Origin of the sequence: Mesorhizobium sp. M0119 (genome assembly GCF_040322615.1) — a bacterium.
Lineage (GTDB): Bacteria > Pseudomonadota > Alphaproteobacteria > Rhizobiales > Rhizobiaceae > Mesorhizobium.
This window is the reverse complement of the sequence record NZ_JAMYTU010000011.1, coordinates 115617-138760: the sequence shown is the minus strand read 5'-3', so window position 1 is coordinate 138760 and position 23144 is coordinate 115617. Positions and strand designations below refer to the sequence as shown.

The window sequence follows — 23144 nt, the reverse complement described above, 5'->3', positions numbered from 1 at the left end:
TTCAAATCCGCTCGGCCAAGGAAAGTTCGGGGGAACAATGGTTTACAGTCCCGTCTTGGCATTGGTGTTCGGCTATCTTCTCGGCTCGATCCCGTTTGGCCTGCTGATCACCCGTGCAGCCGGCCTCGGCGACGTGCGCAACATCGGCTCCGGCAACATCGGCGCCACCAATGTGCTGCGCACCGGCAACAAGGGCTTGGCCGCAGCCACGCTGCTGCTCGATGCGCTGAAGGGCACCGCGGCGGTGTTGATCGCAGGCCGCTTTGCGCCCGAGCTCGGACTTTGGGCCGGCTTCGGCGCGTTTTTAGGCCATCTCTTTCCGGTCTGGCTCGGCTTCAAGGGCGGCAAGGGTGTCGCCACTTACCTTGGCGTGCTGATCGGCCTTGCCTGGCAGGTGGCACTGATCTTCGCCGTCGTCTGGCTGGCGGTGGCCTTCCTGTTCCGCTTCTCCTCGCTTGCGGCACTGACGGCAGCGGTGGTCGTGCCCGTGGCCCTGTATTTCCTGAGCACGCAGCAGATTGCCGGGCTTTTCGCGGCGATGAGCCTCATCGTCATCGTAAAGCACCGCGCCAACATTGCGCGGCTGCTTGCCGGCACCGAGGGTAAGATCGGGGCCAAGGAGTGAGCGAGCCCAATGCCGGGCCGCGCCTCAGCGACCGGCAGCGGCTGAGCTGGCTTCGTCTGATCCGTACGCCGAATGTCGGCCCGGCTTCCTTTCGCGACCTGATCAACCGGTTCGGTTCGGCCGAAGCAGCGTTATCGATGCTGCCGGAGCTGATGATTTCGGGTGGCGCCAAAAAAATCGCCCGCATCCCGTCCATTGCCGAGACCGAGGCGGAGCTGGAGACCGCCCGGCGGGCTGGCGCCCGCTTCGTCGGCATCGGCGAGGCGGATTATCCGCCGCTGATGAAAAGCATGGATCATCCGCCGCCGCTGCTCGCAGTCAGGGGCAATAGCGCGGTGTTCCGCTTGCCAGCGGTCGCCATCGTCGGCGCTCGCAACGCATCGCTGGCCGGCATCAAGATGGCGCGGATGCTGGCGGCAGATCTCGGCCGCGACGGCTATGGCATTGTCTCCGGCCTGGCGCGCGGCATCGATACGGCCGCGCACCAGGGCAGCCTTTCGACCGGCACGATCGGCGTGCTCGCTGGCGGCCTGGATTTGCCTTACCCGCCCGAAAATGCCGGCCTGTGCGATGAGATCGCCGAGCGCGGCGGCGCCATCATTTCCGAAATGCCGTTTGGCTGGCAGCCGCGCGCACAGGATTTTCCCCGCCGCAACCGGCTCGTCGCCGGTGCTGCATTGGGATTGGTGGTGGTCGAGGCCGCACAGCGCTCCGGCTCGCTGATCAGCGCCCGGCTTGCCGGCGAGATGGGCCGGCTGGTTTTCGCCGTTCCCGGTTCGCCGCTCGATCCGCGCGCCGCCGGCACCAATGGCCTGCTCAAGGACGGCGCCACTCTTGTCACCGAGGCCGCCGATATCACCAGTGCGATCGCGCCGCTGGTCGGCGCCTGGACGCCAAGGACATCGCCGCTCGAAGAGCCGCCCGACTTTTCGGCAACGCCCCCGCCGCGCGAGGACGACCGCGACCGCGTCGTCGAGGCGCTCGGCCCGACGCCGGTAGCAGTCGACGAGATCATCCGCCACACCGGCCTGCATCCCGCTCAAGTGTTCATGGTGCTGCTGGAGCTCGACCTCGCCGGACGGCTCGAACGCCATGCCGGCGGCAACGTCTCACTGATCTGACCGAGAGCTTGCGCATGTCCCGGCAAGCAATTCCGACGTGATCCCGATGGCCGATCCGAGCAATAAACCAAAGCAGACGCTGTTCACTCGTACGACGGCCCTCGTCTGGTCAGCGCTGAGCGTCATGCTGGCGCTGCAATGGTCCGCCGATCTCGGCATGCTGGGTTTTCCTGACGGCTACATAACGCCCTTCGCAAGAGCGACCAGCACGCTTCTGGGCATTCTGACGGCAGCCTGCATGGCCCAGGGTCTCTACTTTTTCCTGGCCGGCATGTTCGACAGCAAGGTAAGCGCCGTCGGTCTTTGCCTGCAAATCCTTGCCGCAGCGGTTCTCACCGTGGTGCCAGTGCTTATCGTGAAGGATTGTCCGCATTCACAGCTGTGCACCAGAGCCTATGAGGCGCTCACCGGCACGATGATGGACGATGGCGCGGGCGGCTAAGGCCACTGCATGCGTTCGGCACGAGGTTGTCACCCATGTCTTAGGTGCAAACTGTTACCCATGTCTCCGGCCGTACAATTTTATTGATGGTGAGCGCGATGGGATTCGAACCCATGACCTACTGATTAAAAGTCAGTTGCTCTACCGGCTGAGCTACGCGCTCCCGCGGGCTCAGAAAGGCCGCCCTCGAAATTGCGCGGAACATAGGGAGAGTGCCTCTGCCGGTCAACCGGAAAAAGACGGCTCCCAAACCGGACTTTCCTGCCGTGTCATGCATGCCGTGCGGTGCGCTTCGGCGTTGACGGAACTGCCTCCCTCTCGCGCAAGGCCGAAGCTCGCGCTTTGCGGGACAAGCGCAAGCAGCGAATCGAGAGAACCTTTGCAGATCAGCAACTTGGGATTTTTAGCGGAACAATTTGCGCAGCCTGCCCGTTTTCCCGCCACAAGGGACACGCCTTTCAAGGAGAAGACCATGAACAGGATTGTATCGGGCCTGCTGGCCACCGCCCTGTCAGCATCGTTCGCCGTTGCTGAGATCGTGCCAGTCAATGCTCAGCCCGTCTATGTACCGCTAGGCCAGAGCGTCTCGTCGGATGTCCAGACCGTCGACCACAGGATATGGAGAAAACGCAACTTCAACCGCGATTTCTCCCGTCGCGATTTCTCGCGTGACGACGGCATGTACTGGCGTGGCCATCGCGGCTATCGCTACTACCGTCCCGGCTACCGCCGCCACGGCGACTTCTGGTTCCCGCTGGCCGCGTTTGCTGCCGGAGCGCTGATTACGGGCGCGATTGTCAACCAGAATCGTGTCTATCGTGGCGATGCACACGTGCAGTGGTGCTATGATCGTTATCGGAGCTATCGCGCTTCTGACAACACTTACCAGCCCAACTACGGTCCGCGCCGGCAGTGCCGGTCGCCTTACTGAGTCCTAAAGCGCGTCGCGTTCGATCGGCCTCATGCGACGCGCTTGTCTTGTGACATTCATTGCGAAGAGGCGAGAATGAACCGCTGCACACTTTTGCGCGACATGCATTAGATTAGAGGCTGCAGGCCCGCGCCCGAAACGGCGCGGGTTTTTCATTAGTGTGAATCCGGGGACATCCCTGCTTATTGCATGCTTAGCGTCCTGCGCACAGCGTGGCGCCAACCTGCCAGCTTGGCGGCACGTGTCGAAGCATCCATGTCCGGCTTGAATCGGCGCTCGAGCGCCCAACTCCTGGCGAATTCCCGCGCCTTCGGCCAAACACCGGCCTTCGAGCCGGCCAGCCATGCCGCACCAAGCGCGGTCGTCTCGAGAATTGTCGGCCGGTCGACCGGCGCATCGAGAATGTCGGCCAGCCGCTGCATGGTCCAGTCCGACGCCACCATGCCGCCATCGACCCTGAGCACAGTCTTGGCCGAGGCACCCTTCCAGTCCTTGCGCATGGCGTCAAGCAGATCGCGCGTTTGGAACGCAACGGATTCCAGTGCCGCGCGGGCAAATTCCGCCGGCCCCGAATTGCGGGTCAGCCCGAAGATGGCGCCGCGCGCCTCGGCATCCCAGTGCGGTGCGCCGAGCCCGACGAAAGCCGGCACCAGATAGACGTTCTGTGTCGGATCGGCTTCCGCCGCCAATTTGCCGCTCTGCTCGGCCTTGCCGATCACCTTGATGCCGTCGCGCAGCCATTGTACGGCGGCGCCGGCGATAAAGATCGAGCCCTCCAGCGCATAGGTGGTCTTGCCGTTCAGCCTATAGGCGATGGTGGTCAAAAGCCGGTTTTTCGAACGCACTAGATCGCTGCCGGTGTTGAGCAGCGCGAAGCAACCGGTGCCGTAGGTGGATTTCATCATGCCTGGCTCGAAACAGGCCTGGCCGATCGCCGCCGCATGCTGGTCGCCGGCCACACCGAGGATTCTGATCTGTGCACCAAACAGGCTTTTGTCGGTGATTCCAAAATCATCGGCACAATCTTTCACCTGCGGCAGCATTCTTGCAGTTATGCCAAGAATGGCCAGCAGCTCGTCGTCCCAGGCGTTTTGTTCGATGTTGTAGACCAGTGTGCGCGAGGCGTTGGTGGCGTCAGTGGCGTGGACCTTGCCGCCAGTCAGGCGCCAAATCAGAAAACTGTCGATGGTGCCGGCCAGCAATTCGCCCTTCTCGGCGCGTTTTCTGGCGCCCTTCACCTTGTCCAGCATCCAGGCGATCTTGGTGCCGGAGAAATAGGGATCGAGCAGCAGGCCGGTCTTTTTCGTGAATTTCTTCTCCAGCCCCAACTTCTTCAGTTTCTGGCATAGCGGCGCGGTGCGGCGGTCCTGCCAGACAATCGCGTTGTGAATCGGCTTGCCGGTCTCTTTGTCCCAGATGACGACCGTTTCGCGCTGGTTGGTAATGCCGATCGCGGCGACGTCCGCCGCGTTGCGGTCGGCTGTCTTCAGCGCGGCCTTCACCGTTTCCACGACGCTTGCCCATATCTCCTCGGGATCGTGCTCGACCCAGCCGGAGGCCGGATAATATTGGGTGAATTCTTTTTGCCCGCTGCCGACGACCTTCATTTTGTCGTCGAACAGGATCGCCCGGCTCGATGTCGTTCCCTGGTCGATTGCAAGGATGTATCCGGTCATTCTCTCTCCCGTCGAAGCGAATTCAAAGGTGCTACGGTGTCTCGACGCCAGACGGCGCGGAGCCGTTCACGCAAACAGGGGAGACGGCAACATGCCGCCTCCCCTGAGCATGGCGATGCGGGCGCGGACGCCCGCATCAAACGGTCCTATTGCTGCCAGCTCTTCACCAGTTCGTCGTAGTTGATGGTGACCGGCTTTTCCTTCTCGTTCTCGATCTTGAGCTGAGGAGCGAGATTGCCCTTCTTGACCGCGTCGGCGTTCCAGTAGGCGAGGTCATGCTCTTCGGCCATCTTCGGGCCAATATCGCCCTGGACGCCCGACTTCTCGATGCGGCTCATCACCTTTTCCTGCTCGGCGCAGAGCGAGTCCATCGCTTCCTGCGGGCTCTTGGCGCCCGACGAAGCATCGCCGATCGCCTGCCACCAGAGCTGTGCCAGCTTCGGATAGTCCGGCACGTTGGTGCCGGTCGGCGACCACTGGACGCGCGCCGGCGAGCGGTAGAACTCGATCAAGCCGCCGAGCTTTGGCGCACGTTCGGTGAAGCTCTTGTCGTGGATCGTGCTCTCGCGGATGAAGGTCAGGCCGACATGGCTCTTCTTCACGTCGACCGTCTTCGAGGTGACGAACTGGGCGTAGAGCCAGGCGGCCTTGGCGCGGTCGGTCGGCGTCGACTTCATCAGCGTCCAGGAACCGACGTCCTGATAGCCGAGCTTCATGCCGTCCTTCCAGTAGACGCCATGTGGCGACGGCGCCATGCGCCACTTCGGCGTGCCGTCGTCGTTCAGCACCGCCTTGGCGCTGGCGTCGACCATGCTGGCGGTGAAGGCGGTGTACCAGAAGATCTGCTGGGCAACCGCGCCCTGCGCCGGAACTGGCCCCGATTCGGAGAAGGTCATGCCCTGGGCTTCCGCCGGTGCATAGGCCTTCAGCCAATCGAGATACTTCTGGATGGCGTAGACGGAAGCCGGACCATTGGTGTCACCGCCGCGCGCCGTGCAGGAACCGACCGGACGCGAATTCTCGTCGACCTTGATGCCCCATTCGTCGACGGGCAGACCGTTCGGAATGCCCTTGTCGCCATTGCCGGCCATCGACAGCCAGGCGTCGGTGAACCGCCAGCCGAGCGACGGGTCCTTCTTGCCATAGTCCATATGGCCGTAGACCTTCTTGCCGTCGATCTCACGCCCGGTGAAGAACGCTGCAATGTCCTCATAGGCCGACCAATTCACCGGCACGCCGAGGTCGTAACCGTATTTGGCCTTGAAGTCCGCCTTGTTCTTCTCGTCGTTGAACCAGTCGTAACGGAACCAGTAGAGGTTCGCGAACTGCTGGTCGGGAAGCTGGTAGAGTTTCTTGTCGGGCGCGGTGGTGAACGAGGTGCCGATGAAATCCTTCAGGTCGAGATTCGGGTTGGTGACATCCTTGCCGTCGCCTGCCATCCAGTCGGTCAGGTTGCGCACCTGCTGGTAGCGCCAGTGCGTGCCGATCAGATCGGAATCGTTGACCCAGCCGTCATAGAGGTTCTGGCCGGTCTGCATCTGGGTCTGGATCTTCTCGACAACGTCGCCTTCCTGGGTGACGTCGTGCGTAACCTTGATGCCGGTGATGGCCGTAAAGGCCGGCGCGAGCACCTGCGATTCATACTGATGCGTGGCGATGGTTTCGGAAACCACCTTGATATCCATGCCGGCGAAAGGTTTCGCGGCATCGATGAACCATTGCATTTCGGCTTCCTGGCCGGCGCGGTCGAGTGTCGACAGGTCGCCGATTTCCTTGTCCAGGAAGGCCTTGGCCTCGTCCATTCCGGCATAGGCATTGCTTGCCCCGAGCAACAGGACAAGCGCAGTTGTTGATGTCAAGAATTGCCGTCGCATGTATTTCCTCCACTGTTAAAGTTCAAAGTGCGATCTGGATCGGCGGCCGGCACGCCGCCGTTCCAACAGTTTCCCCCTCTATACGTAGCGGAACACGCCGACGGCGTAGACCACGGAGAGAGCGAGAGCCCACCACAGATTGGGTCCGACTAGACCCAGCCAAGCGAGATGGATAAAGGCGCTGCCAAGCAGCGACAGGAACAGGCGGTCGCCGCGCGTCGTTTCGAAGCGCAGCACGCCGACGCGCGGATTGCCGCCCGGCGAGACGTATTCCCACGCCGCCATGCCGCAAAGCAGCAGAAAGATGGTTCCAAAGAAGGCCGCGGTCGGCCACGTCCAGGCCATCCACGAAAAATCGAGGTTGGACGAGAGGTTAAATCCCCACAGGCGGATATTGGCCGGATCGCTGAAGCCTACCGTTATTGCCACGAAATCGATTTGAAATGCCACCCAGGCCACTACGACCAGGGCGAGAAACAGCACGGCCCACCACCAGGGGCTTCTGTCGACCTGCTCCATCATACCCTCCCCAGGGCAAAGCCCTTGGCGATGTAGTTGCGCACAAACCAGATGACGAGCGCGCCGGGAATCAGCGTCAGCACGCCGGCTGCGGCGAGCAGCCCCCAATCCATGCCGGCGGCCGAAACGGTGCGGGTCATGGTCGCGGCGATCGGCTTGGCGTCCGTGGTCGTCAGCGTGCGGGCGATCAGCAGCTCGACCCACGAGAACATGAAGCAGAAGAAGCACGCCACGCCGATGCCGCTCGCAATCAGCGGCATGAAGATCTTGATGAAGAAGCGCGGGAACGAATAGCCGTCGATATAGGCGGTCTCATCGATCTCCTTCGGCACGCCCGACATGAAGCCTTCGAGGATCCACACCGCCAGCGGCACGTTGAACAGGCAATGCGCCAGAGCCACGGCGATATGGGTGTCGATAAGGCCGAAGGCCGAATAAAGCTGGAAGAATGGCAGCGCGAACACCGCCGGCGGCGCCATGCGGTTGGTCAGCAGCCAGAAGAACAGATGTTTGTCGCCGAGGAAGCGATAGCGCGAAAAGGCGTAGGCAGCAGGCAGCGCTGCGGCCACCGAAATCACCATGTTCATAACCACATAGGTGATCGAGTTGATGTAGCCCGAATACCAGGACGCGTCGGTGAAGATGGTGCGGTAATTCGCTAATGTCGGTGCGTGCGGGTAGAGCGTCAGCGACGAGACGATCTCGCCATTGGTCTTGAAGCTCATATTGATGAGCCAGTAGATCGGCAAAAGCAGAACGATGATGTAGAGCGTCGGCACGATCCACCACCAACGCGACTCCTCGCCGCGACGGCGCATGAGCCGTGCGATCTCGTCCTGCCGCAGCGTGCTGGCCAATCCTTGCGAAGCTGTCGTCTCGCTCACTCTGTCGGCTCTTTCGTCAGCGCGGCTCATCTCAGCGCTCCGCGTCGTAATTGGTCATCACGGTGTAGAACACCCATGACAACAACAGGACGATAAGGAAGTAGACCAGCGACATCGCCGCCGCCGGGCCGAGGTCGAACTGGCCGAGCGCCGTCTTGACGAGATCGATCGAAAGAAAGGTCGTCGAGTTGCCGGGTCCGCCGCCGGTCACCACGAACGGTTCCGTGTAGATCATGAAGCTATCCATAAAGCGCAGCAGCACGGCAATCAGCAGCACGCGGTTCATCTTCGGCAGCTGGATGTAACGGAACACCGCCCAGCGCGAGGCGCCGTCGATCTTGGCCGCCTGATAAAAGGCATCCGGGATCGAGACCAGGCCGGCATAGCAGAGCAGAACGACGAGGCTGGTCCAATGCCAGACGTCCATGATGATGACCGTGACCCAGGCGTCATAAGGGTCTTGCACATAATTATAGTCGATGCCGAGCGCGTTGACGTAATAGCCGAGCAGGCCGATGTCGTTGCGCCCGAACACCTGCCAGATGGTGCCGACGACGTTCCACGGGATCAGCAGCGGCAACGCCATCAAAACAAGGCAAACAGGCACGCCCCAACCCTTCTTCGGCATATTGAGCGCAATGAAGATGCCGAGCGGCACTTCGATCGCCAGGATGATGAAGGAGAAGACAAGGTTGCGGATCATCGCCTGCCAGAAGCGGCTGGAGGAAAGCAGTTCCTCGAACCACTCGGTGCCGGCCCAGAAGAAGACGTTGTTGCCGAAAGTGTCCTGCACCGAATAATTGACAACCGTCATCAGCGGTATGACCGCCGAGAACGCCACCAGCAGCAGCACCGGCAGCACCAGGAACCAGGCTCTGTTGTTCCAGGTCTTTTCCACTTCAGGCTCCCATCTCGACGCGCCAGGAATTGGCATAGATGTTGATGCCGGCCGGGTCGAACCGCACCTTCGGATCAGCCGGAACTGTCTCGTCCTCGCCGATGATGGCGGCGATCTCGCGCCCTTCGAGATTGGCACGGACCACCTTGTGGCGGCCGACGTCCTCGATCTTGCTGACCCGGACGGCCATGCCCTGGCTGCCCAGGCGCACATATTCGGGACGGATGCCGAGCTCGATGGCGCCGCCGCCCGCCTTGGGCACGCCCGGCAGTTCGATCTGCTGCGAGCCCAGCTTCGCGGTCTTGCCGTCGATCGCCACCGGCATGACATTCATGCCGGGCGAGCCGATGAAATAGCCGACAAAGGTGTGGCGCGGGCGCTCGAACAGCTCCGCCGGTGTGCCGATCTGCACGATTTCGCCGTCATACATGACGACCACCCTGTCGGCGAAGGTCAACGCCTCGGTCTGGTCGTGCGTGACATAGACCATGGTGTAGCCGAAGCGGCGGTGAAGCTGCTTCAACTGCGAGCGCAGCACCCATTTCATATGCGGGTCGATGACGGTCAAAGGCTCGTCGAACAGGATGGCATTGACGTCGGAGCGCACCAGCCCGCGTCCGAGCGAGATTTTCTGCTTCTGGTCGGCGGTCAGTCCGCGCGCCTTTCGTTTGGCCATATCGGCCAGCCCGGTCATCTCCAGCGTCTCGCGCACCTTGCGGTCGACGTCGGCCTCCGGCACGCCGCGATTGCGCAGCGGGAACGCCAGATTGTCGTAGACGGTCATCGTGTCGTAGATCACCGGGAACTGGAAGACCTGGGCGATGTTGCGCTCTTGGGTCGACAGATTGGTCACGTCCCTTCCGTTGAACAGCAGCTGGCCGTGCGAGGGATGCAGCAATCCCGAAATGATGTTGAGCAGCGTAGTCTTGCCGCAGCCGGACGGGCCGAGCAGCGCATAAGCGCCGCCATCCTCGAACGTGTGGTGCACTTCCTTCAGGGCGAAATCGGCATCCGTGCGCGGGTTCTGCAGATAGGTGTGGCGGATATGATTGACATCGATGCGCGCCATCGCTTCCTCCTAAGCCGCCAGCTTCGGCGCGGCCACGGCGCGGCCGTGCTCGTCGAAGACCATGATGTGGCGAGGGTCGATGAACACCTCGACCTCCTCGTCCGGCTCGAAGTCGCGAATGCCGTGGGTCAGCATGACCCAGCGCGCATCGGCAAAATCGAGATGGATGAAGCTTTCCGATCCAGTGATCTCAGTGATCGTCACCTTTGCGCGCACCGGCACTGCGGCGGCGTTGGGCCGATCGAGGGAAAGATGATGAGGCTGGAAGCCGATCGTATAGATCGCATCGGCAATGCCGAAGAGTTCGGCCGGCACCGGCAATTTCACGCCGCCCTCGAGCAGGAAATCCAGGCCCTTCTTGGCAAGCACGATGGTGTTGAGCGGCGGATCGGCGAAGGTTCTCGCCGTCACCAGATCGACCGGCTTGCGGAACACTTCGATGGTCGGCCCGAACTGGGTGATGCTGCCTTCGGAAAGCGTCGCCGTGTTGCCGCCGAGCAGCAAGGCCTCGTGCGGCTCGGTCGTGGCATAAACGAAGATTGTGCCGGCGGCCGCGAAGACTTTCGGCAGTTCCGCGCGTAATTCTTCGCGCAGCTTGTAGTCGAGATTGGCGAGTGGCTCGGCGAGCAGCACGAGGCTGGCATTCTTGACGATCGCGCGGGCCAGCGCGGTGCGCTGCTGCTGGCCGCCCGACAGACTGAGAGGCGTCCGGTCGAGATAGGGCGTGAGTTTGAGAAGGGCGGCGGCATTGCGCACCTCCCTGTCGATCGTTGCCTGATCCGTGCCGGCCACCCGCAGCGGTGAGGCGATGTTTTCGTAGACCGTCATCGCCGGATAATTGATGAATTGCTGGTAGACCATGGCGACGTTGCGCTTTTGCACCGGCATGCCGGTGACATCCTTGCCATCGAACCAGACCGAGCCGGAGGTCGGCACGTCGAGGCCCGCCATCAGCCGCATCAGGCTGGTCTTGCCGGAGAGCGTCGGCCCGAGCAGGACGTTGAGCGAGCCGTGCTGAAGCGTCAGCGACACGTCGCGGATATGTTCCGCCGCACCCACCGTCTTCGTCACGTTTCTCAGTTCAAGCATGATGCCTCCTCCCAGGCTTTCTGCATCAGTCGGCGGCCCCTATTCGGCAGCCGCTACGTGCTGCCGGCTTATTCCGCGCATGAACTCGTCGAGCACTGCCGCCTGCTCACGGCTGAGACGCAGGCCGCGCTTGGTCCGGCGCCACAATACATCCTCGGCAGTCATCGCCCATTCGTTTTCGACGAGGTAACGTACCTCGGCTTCGTAGAGATCGGCGCCGAAGTTGCGGCCAAGATCGGCGTTCGATTTGGCGAGGCCCAGCAGCTTCCTTGCGCGAGTGCCGTAGAGCCGGGTCAACCGGCGGGCCAGCCGCGCGTCGAGGAACGGGTACGCCGTTTTCAGTTTCGCCACCTCGGCATCGAAGCCGGTGACGGGAAAGTCACCGCCGGGCAGCGGCGCGTTTGCCGTCCATGGTTTGCCGCGCTTGCCGAGAAAACCCTCGATCTTCTCGAGCATCGATTCCGACAATCGGCGGTAGGTCGTGATCTTGCCGCCAAAGGCGTTGACGATCGGGGCGGCACCCTCGCCTCCATCGGCCTTCAGCACATAGTCGCGGGTGGCTTCCTGCGCCTTTGAGGCGCCATCGTCGTAGAGCGGGCGCACCGCGGAATAGGTCCAGACGATATCCGACGGACTGACCGGCTGCGCGAAATATTCGCTTGCCGCAGCGCAGAGATAGTCGATCTCGGCATCACTGATCCTGACGTCGTGCGGATCGCCGGGGTAGTCCCGGTCGGTGGTGCCGATGAGCGTGAACTCGTCTTCGTAGGGGATGGCGAAAATTATGCGCCCGTCCTTGTTCTGAAAGAAATAGGCGCGTGGGTCGTCGAATTTCTTGCCAACGACGATGTGGCTGCCTTGCACGAGGCGGACATTGTGCACGTCGTTCAAGCCGACGGTGGCTGAAAGCACCTGATCGACCCACGGGCCGGCGGCATTGACCAGCAGCCGCGCCTTGACCTCCTCGGTATCGCCGGTCCGCACGTTTTCAAGCCTGACCGTCCAGAGATTGCCTTCGCGGCGTGCGCTGACGACCCTTGTACGGGTTCGAATGATAGCGCCGCGCTCAGTGGCGTCACGGGCGTTCAACACAACCAGCCGGGCATCGTTGACCCAACCGTCGGAATATTCGAACGCCTTTCGAAACAGCGGCTTCAGCGGCTTACCGGCCGGATCCTTGGCCATGTCCAGCGTTTTCGTCGGCGGCAGCAATTTGCGCCCGCCAATATGGTCGTAGAGGAAAAGCCCGAGCCGGATCAGCCAGGCCGGACGCAGCCCCTTGGCGTATGGCAGTACGAAGCGCATCGGCCAGATGATATGCGGCGCGTTCCTCCACAGGACCTCGCGTTCCATCAGCGCTTCGCGCACCAGGCGGAATTCGTAGAATTCGAGATAGCGCAAGCCGCCATGGATCAGTTTGGTCGAACCCGAAGAAGTTCCGCTGGCCAGATCGTTCATCTCGGCAAGAAAGACCGAAAAGCCACGCCCAACGGCATCGCGGGCAATGCCGCAGCCATTGATGCCGCCACCGATGACGAAAATGTCATGGATCGGTGATGCGCCCAAAGAAATCCTCCCTCGATTTCGCATTGCAGCATTTTTGAGTTTTGCGAAACCGTGGCGGGATTATTTCGAAATGATAACGAATGTCAAACGAAATATGGACGGCGGCAGATGCCGCAACGGCACCTCTAGGAGAGCGACGTTTCGATCAGCTGAACTTCTGCCTCCTGGCAGATCTTGCGCACCGACGGAATGTCGCAACGATCGGTGATAAAGGTGTTGACCTGCGACAGATGGCCAATGCGGACGGGCGCGGTGCGCTCGAATTTGGTCTGGTCCGACACCAGGATCACATGCCGGGCGTTGGCGATGATCGCCTGGGCCACTTTCACCTCGCGAAAATCGAAGTCGAGCAGTGCGCCGTCATGGTCGATGGCCGAGGCGCCGATCACCGCAAAATCGACTTTGAACTGCCTGATGAAATCGACCGCTGCCTCGCCGACCACACCGCCGTCGGAACCGCGCACGACACCGCCGGCGATCACCACCTCGATCGAAGGATATATGCGCATCCTGTTGGCAACATTGATGTTATTGGTGATGACCATCAGGCCGCTGTGATCGAGCAGCGACTTGCTGACCGCTTCCGTCGTTGTCCCGATATTGATGAACAGAGAGGCGTTGTCGGGGATCAGCCGGGCCGCTGCGCGGCCGATCGCCTCCTTCTCCTCGGCGGCGATCTTGCGCCGAGCCTCATATTCCATGTTCTCGATGCCGGACGGGAACAATGCCCCGCCATGAATGCGGGACAAAAGCCGCTGGTCGCAGAGATCGTTGAGATCCTTGCGGATCGTCTGCGGCGTCACGTTGAAATGCGTCGCCAACTCCTCGACCAGTACGCGGCCATGATCTTTGGCCATCTGGATGATTTCGGAATGACGCGGCGACAGATACATCTAGCAACCTCTCATTTTCGTTTTTCTCGTCTATAGCTGAAAACGAAAGCCATGAACAGGTATGAGCCGGCTAATGAAAATCGGGCGACTGCAGAGAGAAAAGCTCCGGCGCAATCTCGACGAGGCTATCAACTCAGGCCCCGCGCGATCTCAGTGATGACCTCGAAAGCAGTATCGACGTCCGCCGCAGTCGTTTCGAACTGCCCGACCTGAAAGCGGATCGCCACCTGCCCGTCCACCCGGGTCTGCGTCAGGTAAATGCGGCCGTCATCGTTGATCGCGTTGACCAGCCGCAAATTGTGCTCGTCAAGGTCGATTCCCGCAGCCGCGAGATGGCGGAATGAGAACAGCGACAGCATCGGTTCCGTGACGATCTCGAAATCCGGTTCCCGAGCCAGCCAGGCGGCGAGGCCCTCGCTCCAGGCGACATGGTTGCGGATCATGTTCCGCAGATTTTCCAAGCCATGCGCACGCAGCAGGAACCAAAGTTTCAGCGCGCGGAACCTTCGGCCGAGCGGCACCGACCATTCGGAGTAGTTGATGACCCCGTCGCGGCCATGCGTCTTGAGGAATTCGGGCTTGATCGCCAGCGTGCGCACGAGGTCTTCCGGCTGGCGGATGAATTGCATCGAGCAATCGAACTGTGCGCCCAGCCATTTGTGCGGGTTGAAGACGATGGAATCGGCATGTTCGACGCCGGCCCAGAAATGCCGGAACTCGGGGCAGATCATGGCGGAGCCGGCCCATGCGGCATCGACGTGCAGGTAGAGCCCGTGCCGCTTCGCCACCGCGGCAACAGCCGCGACATCGTCGGTGCCGCCGGTACTTGTGCCGCCGACGCTGGCAATAATGCCGGCCGGCAGCATGCCGTTTTCGCGGTCGGCGACGATCGCCGCTTCCAGAGCCGCCGTCTGCATGGCGCGAAAGCGTCCGGCGACCGGAATGCGCACGAGGTTCGCCTCGCCGACGCCCGACACCCAGATCGCCCGGTCGATGGAAGTATGGACTTGGTCGGAAGAATAGACCCGCACGATAGGCTGGCCTTGCAGGCCGTTCTTGTTTCCTTGCCAGTCGAGCGCGCACTCGCGCATGGTCAGCACGGCGGCAAGCGTCGCCGATGAAGCCGAATCCTGCATGACGCCGGAGAATCCCGCCGGCAGACCAAGCGCCTGCCGCATCCAGTCGACGACCCGCATCTCGAGCTCGGTCGCCGCCGGCGAGGTCTGCCAGAGCATGCATTGCGCAGCCATCGCGGAAACCAGATACTCGGCCACGACGGAGGCCGGTGCCGCGTTAGCCGGGAAATAGGCAAAGAAACGCGGATGCTGCCAGTGCGTCATGCCTGGCAGGATCTTTTGCTCGAAATCGGCGAAGATTGCCTGCATCGTTTCGCCGTCTTCCGGCGGCGCGGCATCGATGCTTTTGAAGATTTCGCCCGGCTCGACAAGCGGCCGCACCGGTCTTTCGCGAAGGCTGTTTCTGTAGTCGGCGCCCCATTCAGCCGCTCGCAGCGACCATTCGCGGAATTCGTTGCTATTCATCTTCGCCTCCGTAGCGCCTCATCGAGCCGCGATCAAAGAGCACGAAAAGCGAAGGTTTTCATTCGGGAAAATCAGGCAAGCTGGCAAAGGCGGTCTTCAGCGCGTTCGACCAGCTATCCGAGATCGTGCGATAATATTGGTCGTCCTGGGTTATTCGCTTTTTGAGGCCGACCTTGAAAGTGTCCTCTTCATAGAACAGCAGGTCGAGCGGCAGGCCGACCGACAGGTTCGACTTCAGCGTCGAGTCGAACGACACCAGCAGCAACTTCACCGTCTCGGCGAAACTCATCGTCCTTTCATAAGCGCGGATGATGATCGGCTTGCCGTATTTGGTCTCACCGATCTGGAAGAACGGCGTGTCGTCGGTCGATTCGATGAAATTGCCCTCCGGATAGATCATGAACAGGCGCGGGGCGCTGCCCTTGATCTGACCGCCGAGGATGAAGGAGGCGTTGAAGTAGGAATCCGCCTTTTCGCCCGCCGGCGACGAACTGGCGATGACCTCCTTGACGGTGTCTCCGACCAACCGGACTGTCTGGTACATGGAGGGCGTTTCGAGCAGCGTGGCACGGCGCTCCGCCACTGCCTTGGTGCGTTCGTCGAGCAGGCTGACTACGGCCTGCGTCGTCGCCAGATTGCCGGCCGACATCAAAACGATGACGCGCTCGCCCGGCTCTTCCCAGACATGCATCTTCCTGAAGGTCGAGATCGAATCCATACCGGCATTGGTGCGCGTGTCCGACATGAACACGAGCCCGTGATTGATTTTCAGGCCGACGCAATAGGTCATCGAATCTCTTTGGCAACAATCTTGCCGGGGATTACTGCTCCACGGTGACGGTGACCGCAAGCTGTTCTTCCGCCTGTCCCAGCCGAATTCCCGATACCGGGGTTGCGTCGCGATAATCGCGGCCGGTCGCTACCTTTACATAGCGTTCGTCGGGAGAAATGCCGTTGGCGACATCGAAGGCGACCCAGCCGAGGCCCGAGACATGCGCCTCGGCCCACGCGTGGCTTGCTGCCTGCTCGATCGCTGTATCCATCATCAGATAGCCGCTGACGTAGCGCGCCGGGAAATCCATGGCGCGCGCCGCGGCAACGAAGATGTGGCTGTGGTCCTGGCAAACGCCGGTCTTGAGCGCCAGGGCCTCTTCGGCCGGCGTCGTCGCGTTGGTGGTGTCTGGCGTATAAGCGACACGCTCACCGATCACCGCCATCAACCGGTGCAGCCTTTCGATGTCGGTACCCTTGCCGACCGAGGCAGCAAGTTCGCGAATGCCGCTGCCGATCGTCGTCAGCGGCGTTTCATGGCCGAACAGCCAGAGCGGCGCGAAACCTTGGTGCGGCCCGCAGACGCCGGCGGTGTCGCGCGTCACCACTTCGCCGGCTGCTTCGACGGTGATGAAGTCGCGCTCGCCCTCGACGCTCAACAGCCGGGTATCATTGCCGAAATGGTCGGTGAAGCGCACTTCCTCGCGTGCGCCTTCGATCTTCAGCGCCCAGGACAGTACCGTCTGGGTGCGCCCGTTCACCGGGAGCAGCCGCAAACGCTGCAACAGATAATGCACCGGCGCATCGTAGCGGTATTCCGTCCGGTGGGTGATCTTCAGCCGCATCGCACTCGTCCCTGGAGCATGAGCTTTTCCGAAAACCGGTCTCCGCTTTTTGGGGTCATGCTCAATAGAACCTGTAATCCTGCGCGATCTCGTCGCCGAGCCTCGTGTTGTCGCGGATGAAATTGGCCAGGAATTCATGCAGGCCGGCGTCGAAAATATCCTTGATCGAGCCGGCCGTCAGCATGGCCTGGGTCTTGGCAGCCGTCGCATGACAGGCGTGGCGCTCCCCATAGTCGTCACCCAGGAATTTGAGATGCTCCGTCAGGAAGCGGTAGCAAAAGGTCAGCGAGCGCGGCATGCGGACGTTGAGGATCAGATAATCGGCGATGTTGCTCGGCTTGTAGTCGGCGTCATAAACCCAGCGATAGGAACGGTGCGCCGACACCGAGCGCAGGATCGATTCCCACTGGTAGTTGTCGAGCGTCGAGCCGACCCAGGAGATCGACGGCAGCAGCACGTAGTATTTCACATCCAGGATGCGCGCGGTGTTGTCGGCGCGTTCGACATAAGTGCCGAGCTGCGAAAAATCGAAAATCTCGTTGCGCAGCATCGTGCCGTAGAACGAGCCGCGGATCAGCGCCGTCTCGCGTTTGATCGCGTCGAGCGCGTTGGGCAGGTCGCGCTCGTCGATCGGCTTGACCAGCATCCGCTTCAGCGACATCCAGGCTTCGTTGATGCTTTCCCAGGTTTCACGCGTCAGTGCGGTACGCACCATGCGGGCATTGTTACGGGCCGTTTCGATAGACGACATCGTGCTCGACGGGTTCGACGTATCGCGCAGCAGATAGTCGGCGACATTGGCGGCGGTGTAGTCGGAATATTTCTGCGTGAAGGCGGCGTCCGAACCGGCGCTGAGCAGCACCGAATTCCACTCCTCCGAAGCGTTCTGAGTACGAGTTAGCGCCATGCGCAAGCCGGCGTCCACCAGCCGCGCCATGTTTTCCGCCCGCTCGATATAGCGGTTCATCCAGTAGAGCCCGTTGGCGGTGCGGCCGAGAAGCATGTCAGGCGGTCCTGCGGTGAATAGTGAATGGAGAATAGCGAATAGTGACTGTCCAGATTCCAGGGCACGATGCCGCGTGCTTCACTTCAGGGTATTTCACCAACATCAACGACACATATCCTTATCTATTCACTATTCACTATTCACTATTCACTCTCTAATCATCCAACACCCACGTATCCTTCGTGCCGCCGCCTTGCGAGGAATTTACGACCAGTGAGCCTTCCTTGAGCGCTACTCTGGTCAGCCCGCCGGGCACGATCTGTATACGGTCGGAAACCAGCACATAGGGGCGCAGATCGACGTGGCGCGGTGCCAGCCCCTTGTCCGTCAGGATCGGGCAGGTCGACAGTGCCAGCGTCGGCTGGGCGATGTAGTTCGACGGTTTTGCCGCGAGCTTTTTGGAAAAATCCTCGCATTCCTTCTTGGTCGCCGCCGGACCGACCAGCATGCCGTAACCGCCGGACCCGTGGACTTCCTTGATCACCAATTCGTCGATGTGTTCGAGCACATATTTCAGGCTGTCGGGCTCCGAGCAGCGCCAGGTCGGGATGTTGCCGAGCATCGCCTTGCGGCCGGTGTAGAATTCGACGATCTCGGGCATGTAGGAATAGATCGCCTTGTCGTCGGCAATGCCCGTCCCCGGCGCATTGGCGATCGTGATATTGCCGGCGCGGTAGACGTCCATGATGCCCGGCACGCCAAGTGCTGAGTCGGGGCGGAAGGTCAGCGGATCGAGAAACGAATCGTCGACACGCCGGTAGAGCACATCGATCTGCTTATAGCCCTCGGTAGTGCGCATCGCGACATGGCCATCGACGACGCGCAGATCCTGTCCTTCGACAAGTTGCACCCCCATCTGGTCGGCAAGGAAGGCATGTTCGAAATAGGCTGAGTTGAAGCTGCCCGGCGTCAGCACGGCAATGGTCGGCGCGCCCTTGGTGCTTTGCGGCCGCACTGCCGCCAGCGACTGGCGCAAGAGCTGCGGATAATTCTCCACCGGCCGCACCTTGATCTGCTGGAACAGTTCGGGAAAGAGCTGCATCATCGTCTCGCGGTTCTCCAGCATGTAGGAGACGCCGGACGGCGTGCGCGCATTGTCCTCCAGCACGTAGAACTCGTTCTCGCTGATGCGTACGATGTCGACGCCGATGATGTGGGTATAGACGCCGGCCGGCGGCCGCACCCCGATCATCTCGGGCAGGAACGCCTCGTTCTTGGCGATCAACTCCTTCGGCACCCGGCCGGCGCGCAAGATCTCCTGGCGATGGTAGATGTCGTCGAGAAAGGCGTTCAGCGCCTGGACGCGCTGCTCGATGCCTTGCGTTAGCCGTCGCCATTCATTGCCCGAAATGATGCGCGGAACGATGTCGAAGGGTATCAGCCGCTCCGATGCTTCCTGCTCGCCGTAGACGGCGAAAGTGATGCCGGTCTTGCGAAAGACGCGTTCGGCGTCTTGCATCTTCTCGGTAAGCCTGGCCGGGTCCTGTTCCTTCAGCCAGCGATCGTAAGCCGAATACGGTTTTCTCAGCCCGGAAACTTCCGGAAGCATTTCGTCGAACACTGCCAATCGCATACTCCCCTGTGACGCCATTTCACTGGCCTCTCTGGAGAAAATCAAGCGCAATCGGTGATTTGGCGGGCGCCGGCGATCAGTATATCGCGGTTGCCTAAAATTAAGGCAGCACCAATAGGGCGTTGATCAGGCTTTGCCTCCTGTCCGGGCAATGCCGAACGAGGTCAAAAGGCGCGAAAGGTGACGACCGTGAACGTGTCCTTTATGCCCGGGAGAATCTGCACTTTCTCGTTGACGAAATGGCCGATGTCTTCCTCGTCGTCGACATAGAATTTAGCGAGCAGGTCGTAGTTTCCGGCTGTCGAGTAGATCTCCGAAGCGATCTCGGCATCGGCCAAAGCGCTGGCAACGTCATAGGCCTTGCCCAGATCGCACTTTATCTGCACGAAAAATGCCTTCATTGCCTGGTCCTGCCCAAGATCGCACACTCTAGGTATAATCGAGCGGCCCTTGTGGCAGACTGACGCCCGCCTTTCAAGCATCGGCCATCGCTCAGGCAGTTCTCGCCTCGGCAACGCTTTCTCGGTCTGGACACGGACTGCCGCGCCGAATGTTTGCGCTCGGCTGAAACCCTGAAGCACTGCAAAACGTATGGTATCATGTACCTTCGGACAGCGATTTCTCAGGGACAACGGAGACAGGCCATGCGCCGCGCGTTTTTCGCATTCGCAGTCGTTCCATTCATTTTCGCCTCCCCGGCCTTTGCCGGCGACGCCGAAGTCACGGCGGCGCAGACGGTCATCGATGGTCAATTGAAGGCCTTCATCGCCAATGATGGAGCGACGGCCTACAGCTTTGCCGCACCGAATGTGAAACGCATCTTTCCGACCGTCGATACCTTCATGAACATGGTGACCAACGGCTATCCGCCGGTGCGCCAACCGCAGACCTACTCCTTCGGCAAGGTTCGCGAGACGAGCCCGACCTCGATCGTCCAGCAGGTGCTGATCGTCGGCCCGGATGGCAAGGACTACGAGGCGGTCTACACGCTCGAATTACAGCCTGACGGCAGCTTTCGGATCACCGGCTGCAGCTTGCGCGCGTCCACGTCGCTCAGCACCTGAGGGGCGCTTGAGGAGGGGCAAAGCTGTCTCACTCCTGTCGCCGGTAGAGCGTCCAGCTCAGGCCTGAAAACCCCCAGTGTCTCGACGCGTCGGCCCGTTCATAGGCCAGAGCGCATGCGGCCGCCGGTTCGACATGTTCGGCTTGTTTGTCCACGTCCCCCTCGAGGATCAGCCAGGCGGGCCGTTCGGTGCACAACCTGTCGTCTGGAACCAGCAATGCCCGACGATCCATTCGCGCCGCAAAATAGTCGACGACCATGGCGGTGCGGAAATCACTGTTGCTGGCATAGGTGGCAGCGCCACTTCTGGTCATCTCGTCGACCATAGCAGCGTACGAGCCGCGTCCGTACTGATAGAACTGGAGCAGCGACGAAATGCTTCCACTCACCACGATCGCCAGCGCCCCCATCGCAAGTAGCCTGGCAGTCCCGCGCGCATCCAGGCCGCGGCCAATCATCTCGCCGGCCCAGAGCAGCAGCAATGTTCCGCTGATGATGAAATAGCGCGGGAACTCGAGGTTGGGCAGATGTGCCGCCGCCATGAGCAAAGGCAGTCCGATAATCCCGATGGCATAAAGGCTGGCCCGGCGACCGCGCCAGACACCGGCGGAGAGGCCGACAAGACCACAGGCGGCAACGATATAGGGCCCGTCGCCGAACCAGGGTGGCAGCCCGAACAGAGAGCGGATCATCCCGCCATAGCCCTGCGCGAAGGCGGCAATCGAGAACGGCGAAACACCACCGACACTGAAGCCGAACAGCCTGCCGCCGACAAACACGCAGACAGCCAGCGGCAGCACGGCAAGCAGGGCCGGCAGGAAGATCGACGCCAGGTCCGCAACGACACGGCCGGCCCGCGCCGTACGCTGCCAGGCGAGCCACGCGGTCCAGGTTGCGAGGACTGCCACCATTCCGATCATGGTGAGGTGGCATAGGAACCCGAAAAGGATCGCCGCTGCCAAGGCCATTCCAGACCACCGTTTATTGTCGAGCCGGCGCTCTAGAAAAACCACCGAAAGCAGCGTGAACAGCACAAGGCCGGCATAGCCGCGCGCCTCCGAGCCGTAATGGACCATTGGATAGCTCACGGCAAACAACAGGCTTGTGGCAATCATCGCCTGTCGTCCGCGCGATGCGGCGCTCGCTGCCGCCGCACCGATCGTGGCAACACCTAATGCTATCGACAGGCCTCGCTGGATCAGCGGCGAAGCGTCGGGGCCGATGAGATAGAGATAGACCGAGTTGAGGAAATGATTGTTGTCGTGATTGACGCGCCAGAATATCTGATCGATCGAGGTCAGCGGCTCGATCAGTGCAAAGCTCCAGATCTCGTCCAGCCAAAGGTCGCCGCGCGCGCCAAGCAAGCGCAAGACCAGACCGGTCACGGCGATCACCAGAGCGGCAAGCAACGACCCCGCCGTCCATTGCTGGACCGCCACGGAAGACGAAGGCGAAGCGATGCCATTCGTCCGCACCGTCGTGCCAGGAACTGAAACTTGCCCCGAGACGAACAGGTTCTTGATCCTCGCCCAACGTTGTCCGGCAATGCTTATTAGGCAGACGTTTCAAAACAGTTCATGGCAGGTGCAGCTCCTCGTTGGAGCCGGATTCCTGGCGAGCATGCCTACCGGACGGCGAGGTCACCGTTTGCCCATTGCTGCGTGATGATCTCGGCTTGTTCGGCGAACCTGCCAGCCTCGATCGCTTCACGAATGTCGCGCATCAACTGCTGGTAATAGGACAGATTGTTCCAGGTCAGGAGCATCGCCCCAAGCGCCTCTTGCGAGCGCACCAGATGGTGCAAATAGGCCCGCGAATAGTCGCGTGCGGCCGGGCAGTCGCTTTCCTCATCGAGCGGACGCGGATCGTCGGCATGGCGGGCGTTGCGTAGATTGACCTTGCCGCGCCGTGTGTAGGCAAGGCCATGGCGCCCTGCCCGCGTCGGCATCACGCAGTCGAACATGTCGATGCCGCGCGCCACCGACTTCAAGATATCGTCCGGCGTGCCGACACCCATCAGGTAGCGCGGCCGGTCAGCCGGCAGCTCCGGGCAAGTGATGTCGAGCATCTCCAGCATCACCGCTTGCGGCTCGCCGACAGCCAGCCCGCCGATCGCATAGCCCTTCAGCTCCATTGCCTTCAGCGCCTGCGCCGAGCGCAGCCGCAGATCCGGCACGTCGCCGCCTTGCACAATGCCGAACATCGCCTTGCCGGGCTGCTCGCCGAATGCCGCCTTGCAGCGCTCGGCCCAGCGCAGCGACAGTTCCATGGCGCGCTCGATCTCTTTTTCCTTGGCCGGCAGCGCCGTGCACTCGTCGAGCTGCATCTGGATGTCTGAATCGAGCAGCCCCTGGATCTCGATGGAACGCTCCGGCGACATCTCGTAGGCGCCGCCGTCGATATGCGAACGGAAGGTCACGCCATTCTCGGTCAGTTTCCGCAGCTTCGACAGCGACATCACTTGGAAGCCGCCGCTGTCGGTGAGGATCGGATACGGCCAGCAGGCGAATTCATGCAAGCCGCCGAGCCGAGCCACGCGCTCGGCGCCGGGTCTCAGCATCAGGTGATAGGTATTGCCAAGGATGATGTCCGAGCCGACGCCGCGCACCTGATCCATATACATGGCCTTCACCGTGCCGCCGGTGCCGACCGGCATGAAGGCAGGCGTGCGGATTTCGCCGCGCGGCATGGTGATTACACCACGCCGCGCCCTGCCGTCGGTCGCCAGCACCGTGAAGGTGAATGCGTTAGTCATTGA

At 61.4% G+C, this 23144-nt stretch carries 22 protein-coding genes and 1 tRNA gene; 5 read left to right on the top strand and 18 right to left on the bottom strand.

Translation table 11 applies throughout. The annotated features are described in order from the left end of the window. Positions 1–37: 37 nt before the first annotated feature. From plsY to NKJ40_RS13595, 3 genes are read left to right on the top strand one after another with little or no spacing between them, the layout of a single operon-like run. Entirely contained in the window at positions 38–625 is a 588-nt protein-coding gene (gene plsY / locus NKJ40_RS13605; protein ID WP_352466450.1) for a glycerol-3-phosphate 1-O-acyltransferase PlsY, read from the top strand. Next, positions 622–1746: a DNA-processing protein DprA gene (gene dprA / locus NKJ40_RS13600; protein WP_352466449.1), complete on the top strand. Its 1125-nt coding sequence runs from the start codon at positions 622–624 to the stop codon at positions 1744–1746. The genes plsY and dprA overlap by 4 nt, the downstream gene beginning before the upstream one ends. A gap of 46 nt (positions 1747–1792) precedes the next feature. Continuing rightward, the gene (locus NKJ40_RS13595; protein ID WP_352466448.1) at positions 1793–2188 is read left to right on the top strand and encodes a hypothetical protein; all 396 of its coding nucleotides are present in this window, start codon (positions 1793–1795) and stop codon (positions 2186–2188) included. 87 nt (positions 2189–2275) lie between these two features. On the opposite strand, the gene NKJ40_RS13590 is transcribed toward NKJ40_RS13595, so the two are convergent. Next, positions 2276–2351 (bottom strand) — tRNA-Lys (locus NKJ40_RS13590). A gap of 216 nt (positions 2352–2567) precedes the next feature. Here NKJ40_RS13590 and NKJ40_RS13585 point away from each other — a divergent pair. Then, positions 2568–3119: a BA14K family protein gene (locus NKJ40_RS13585; protein WP_352466447.1), complete on the top strand. Its 552-nt coding sequence runs from the start codon at positions 2568–2570 to the stop codon at positions 3117–3119. Positions 3120–3301: 182 nt separating this feature from the next. Here the strand turns inward: NKJ40_RS13585 and glpK are convergent, their stop codons facing one another. From glpK to NKJ40_RS13510, 15 genes are all read right to left on the bottom strand, one after another. Beyond that, entirely contained in the window at positions 3302–4795 is a 1494-nt protein-coding gene (glpK, locus tag NKJ40_RS13580) for a glycerol kinase GlpK (RefSeq protein WP_352466446.1), read from the bottom strand. Positions 4796–4941: 146 nt separating this feature from the next. Then, complete coding sequence (locus tag NKJ40_RS13575; RefSeq protein WP_352466445.1) at positions 4942–6669, bottom strand: ABC transporter substrate-binding protein; 1728 nt, start codon at positions 6667–6669, stop codon at positions 4942–4944. 78 nt (positions 6670–6747) lie between these two features. Further along, on the bottom strand, positions 6748–7014 hold the full coding sequence (locus tag NKJ40_RS13570) for a DUF2160 domain-containing protein (protein WP_031211283.1): 267 nt from the start codon (positions 7012–7014) through the stop codon (positions 6748–6750). A 173-nt stretch (positions 7015–7187) separates the two neighbouring features. Beyond that, positions 7188–8102, bottom strand: coding sequence for a carbohydrate ABC transporter permease (locus tag NKJ40_RS13565; protein WP_023717772.1), 915 nt, complete (start codon positions 8100–8102; stop codon positions 7188–7190). A 1-nt stretch (position 8103) separates the two neighbouring features. After that, the gene (locus NKJ40_RS13560) at positions 8104–8970 is read right to left on the bottom strand and encodes a carbohydrate ABC transporter permease (RefSeq protein WP_023674893.1); all 867 of its coding nucleotides are present in this window, start codon (positions 8968–8970) and stop codon (positions 8104–8106) included. A gap of 1 nt (position 8971) precedes the next feature. Then, on the bottom strand, positions 8972–10039 hold the full coding sequence (locus NKJ40_RS13555; protein ID WP_352466444.1) for an ABC transporter ATP-binding protein: 1068 nt from the start codon (positions 10037–10039) through the stop codon (positions 8972–8974). Positions 10040–10048: 9 nt separating this feature from the next. Then, on the bottom strand, positions 10049–11128 hold the full coding sequence (locus tag NKJ40_RS13550) for an ABC transporter ATP-binding protein (protein WP_352466443.1): 1080 nt from the start codon (positions 11126–11128) through the stop codon (positions 10049–10051). Positions 11129–11167: 39 nt separating this feature from the next. After that, positions 11168–12694: a glycerol-3-phosphate dehydrogenase gene (gene glpD, locus NKJ40_RS13545; RefSeq protein WP_352466442.1), complete on the bottom strand. Its 1527-nt coding sequence runs from the start codon at positions 12692–12694 to the stop codon at positions 11168–11170. Between the two features lie 125 nt (positions 12695–12819). Continuing rightward, positions 12820–13587 (bottom strand): DeoR/GlpR family DNA-binding transcription regulator, encoded by a 768-nt coding sequence (locus NKJ40_RS13540; protein WP_023674889.1) that lies wholly within the window; start codon positions 13585–13587, stop codon positions 12820–12822. 128 nt (positions 13588–13715) lie between these two features. Further along, positions 13716–15128, bottom strand: coding sequence for a pyridoxal phosphate-dependent decarboxylase family protein (locus tag NKJ40_RS13535; protein ID WP_352466441.1), 1413 nt, complete (start codon positions 15126–15128; stop codon positions 13716–13718). 58 nt (positions 15129–15186) lie between these two features. After that, positions 15187–15918, bottom strand: a complete 732-nt coding sequence (locus NKJ40_RS13530; protein ID WP_352466440.1) for a proteasome-type protease — start codon at positions 15916–15918, stop codon at positions 15187–15189. 31 nt (positions 15919–15949) lie between these two features. Further along, positions 15950–16744 (bottom strand): transglutaminase family protein, encoded by a 795-nt coding sequence (locus NKJ40_RS13525; RefSeq protein WP_352466439.1) that lies wholly within the window; start codon positions 16742–16744, stop codon positions 15950–15952. A 61-nt stretch (positions 16745–16805) separates the two neighbouring features. Then, complete coding sequence (locus NKJ40_RS13520) at positions 16806–17747, bottom strand: alpha-E domain-containing protein (protein ID WP_352466438.1); 942 nt, start codon at positions 17745–17747, stop codon at positions 16806–16808. Positions 17748–17904: 157 nt separating this feature from the next. Further along, positions 17905–19317: a circularly permuted type 2 ATP-grasp protein gene (locus NKJ40_RS13515; RefSeq protein WP_352466437.1), complete on the bottom strand. Its 1413-nt coding sequence runs from the start codon at positions 19315–19317 to the stop codon at positions 17905–17907. Positions 19318–19487: 170 nt separating this feature from the next. Further along, on the bottom strand, positions 19488–19724 hold the full coding sequence (locus NKJ40_RS13510; protein WP_023674883.1) for an Lrp/AsnC ligand binding domain-containing protein: 237 nt from the start codon (positions 19722–19724) through the stop codon (positions 19488–19490). Positions 19725–19967: 243 nt separating this feature from the next. Here NKJ40_RS13510 and NKJ40_RS13505 point away from each other — a divergent pair, with 243 nt between their 5' ends. Next, on the top strand, positions 19968–20387 hold the full coding sequence (locus NKJ40_RS13505) for a DUF4864 domain-containing protein (protein ID WP_352466436.1): 420 nt from the start codon (positions 19968–19970) through the stop codon (positions 20385–20387). A gap of 28 nt (positions 20388–20415) precedes the next feature. Here the strand turns inward: NKJ40_RS13505 and NKJ40_RS13500 are convergent, their stop codons facing one another. Further along, positions 20416–21795, bottom strand: coding sequence for a glycosyltransferase family protein (locus NKJ40_RS13500; protein WP_352466435.1), 1380 nt, complete (start codon positions 21793–21795; stop codon positions 20416–20418). Positions 21796–22010: 215 nt separating this feature from the next. Further along, entirely contained in the window at positions 22011–23141 is a 1131-nt protein-coding gene (tgt, locus tag NKJ40_RS13495; RefSeq protein WP_292653462.1) for a tRNA guanosine(34) transglycosylase Tgt, read from the bottom strand. Between the last annotated feature and the right edge of the window lie 3 nt (positions 23142–23144).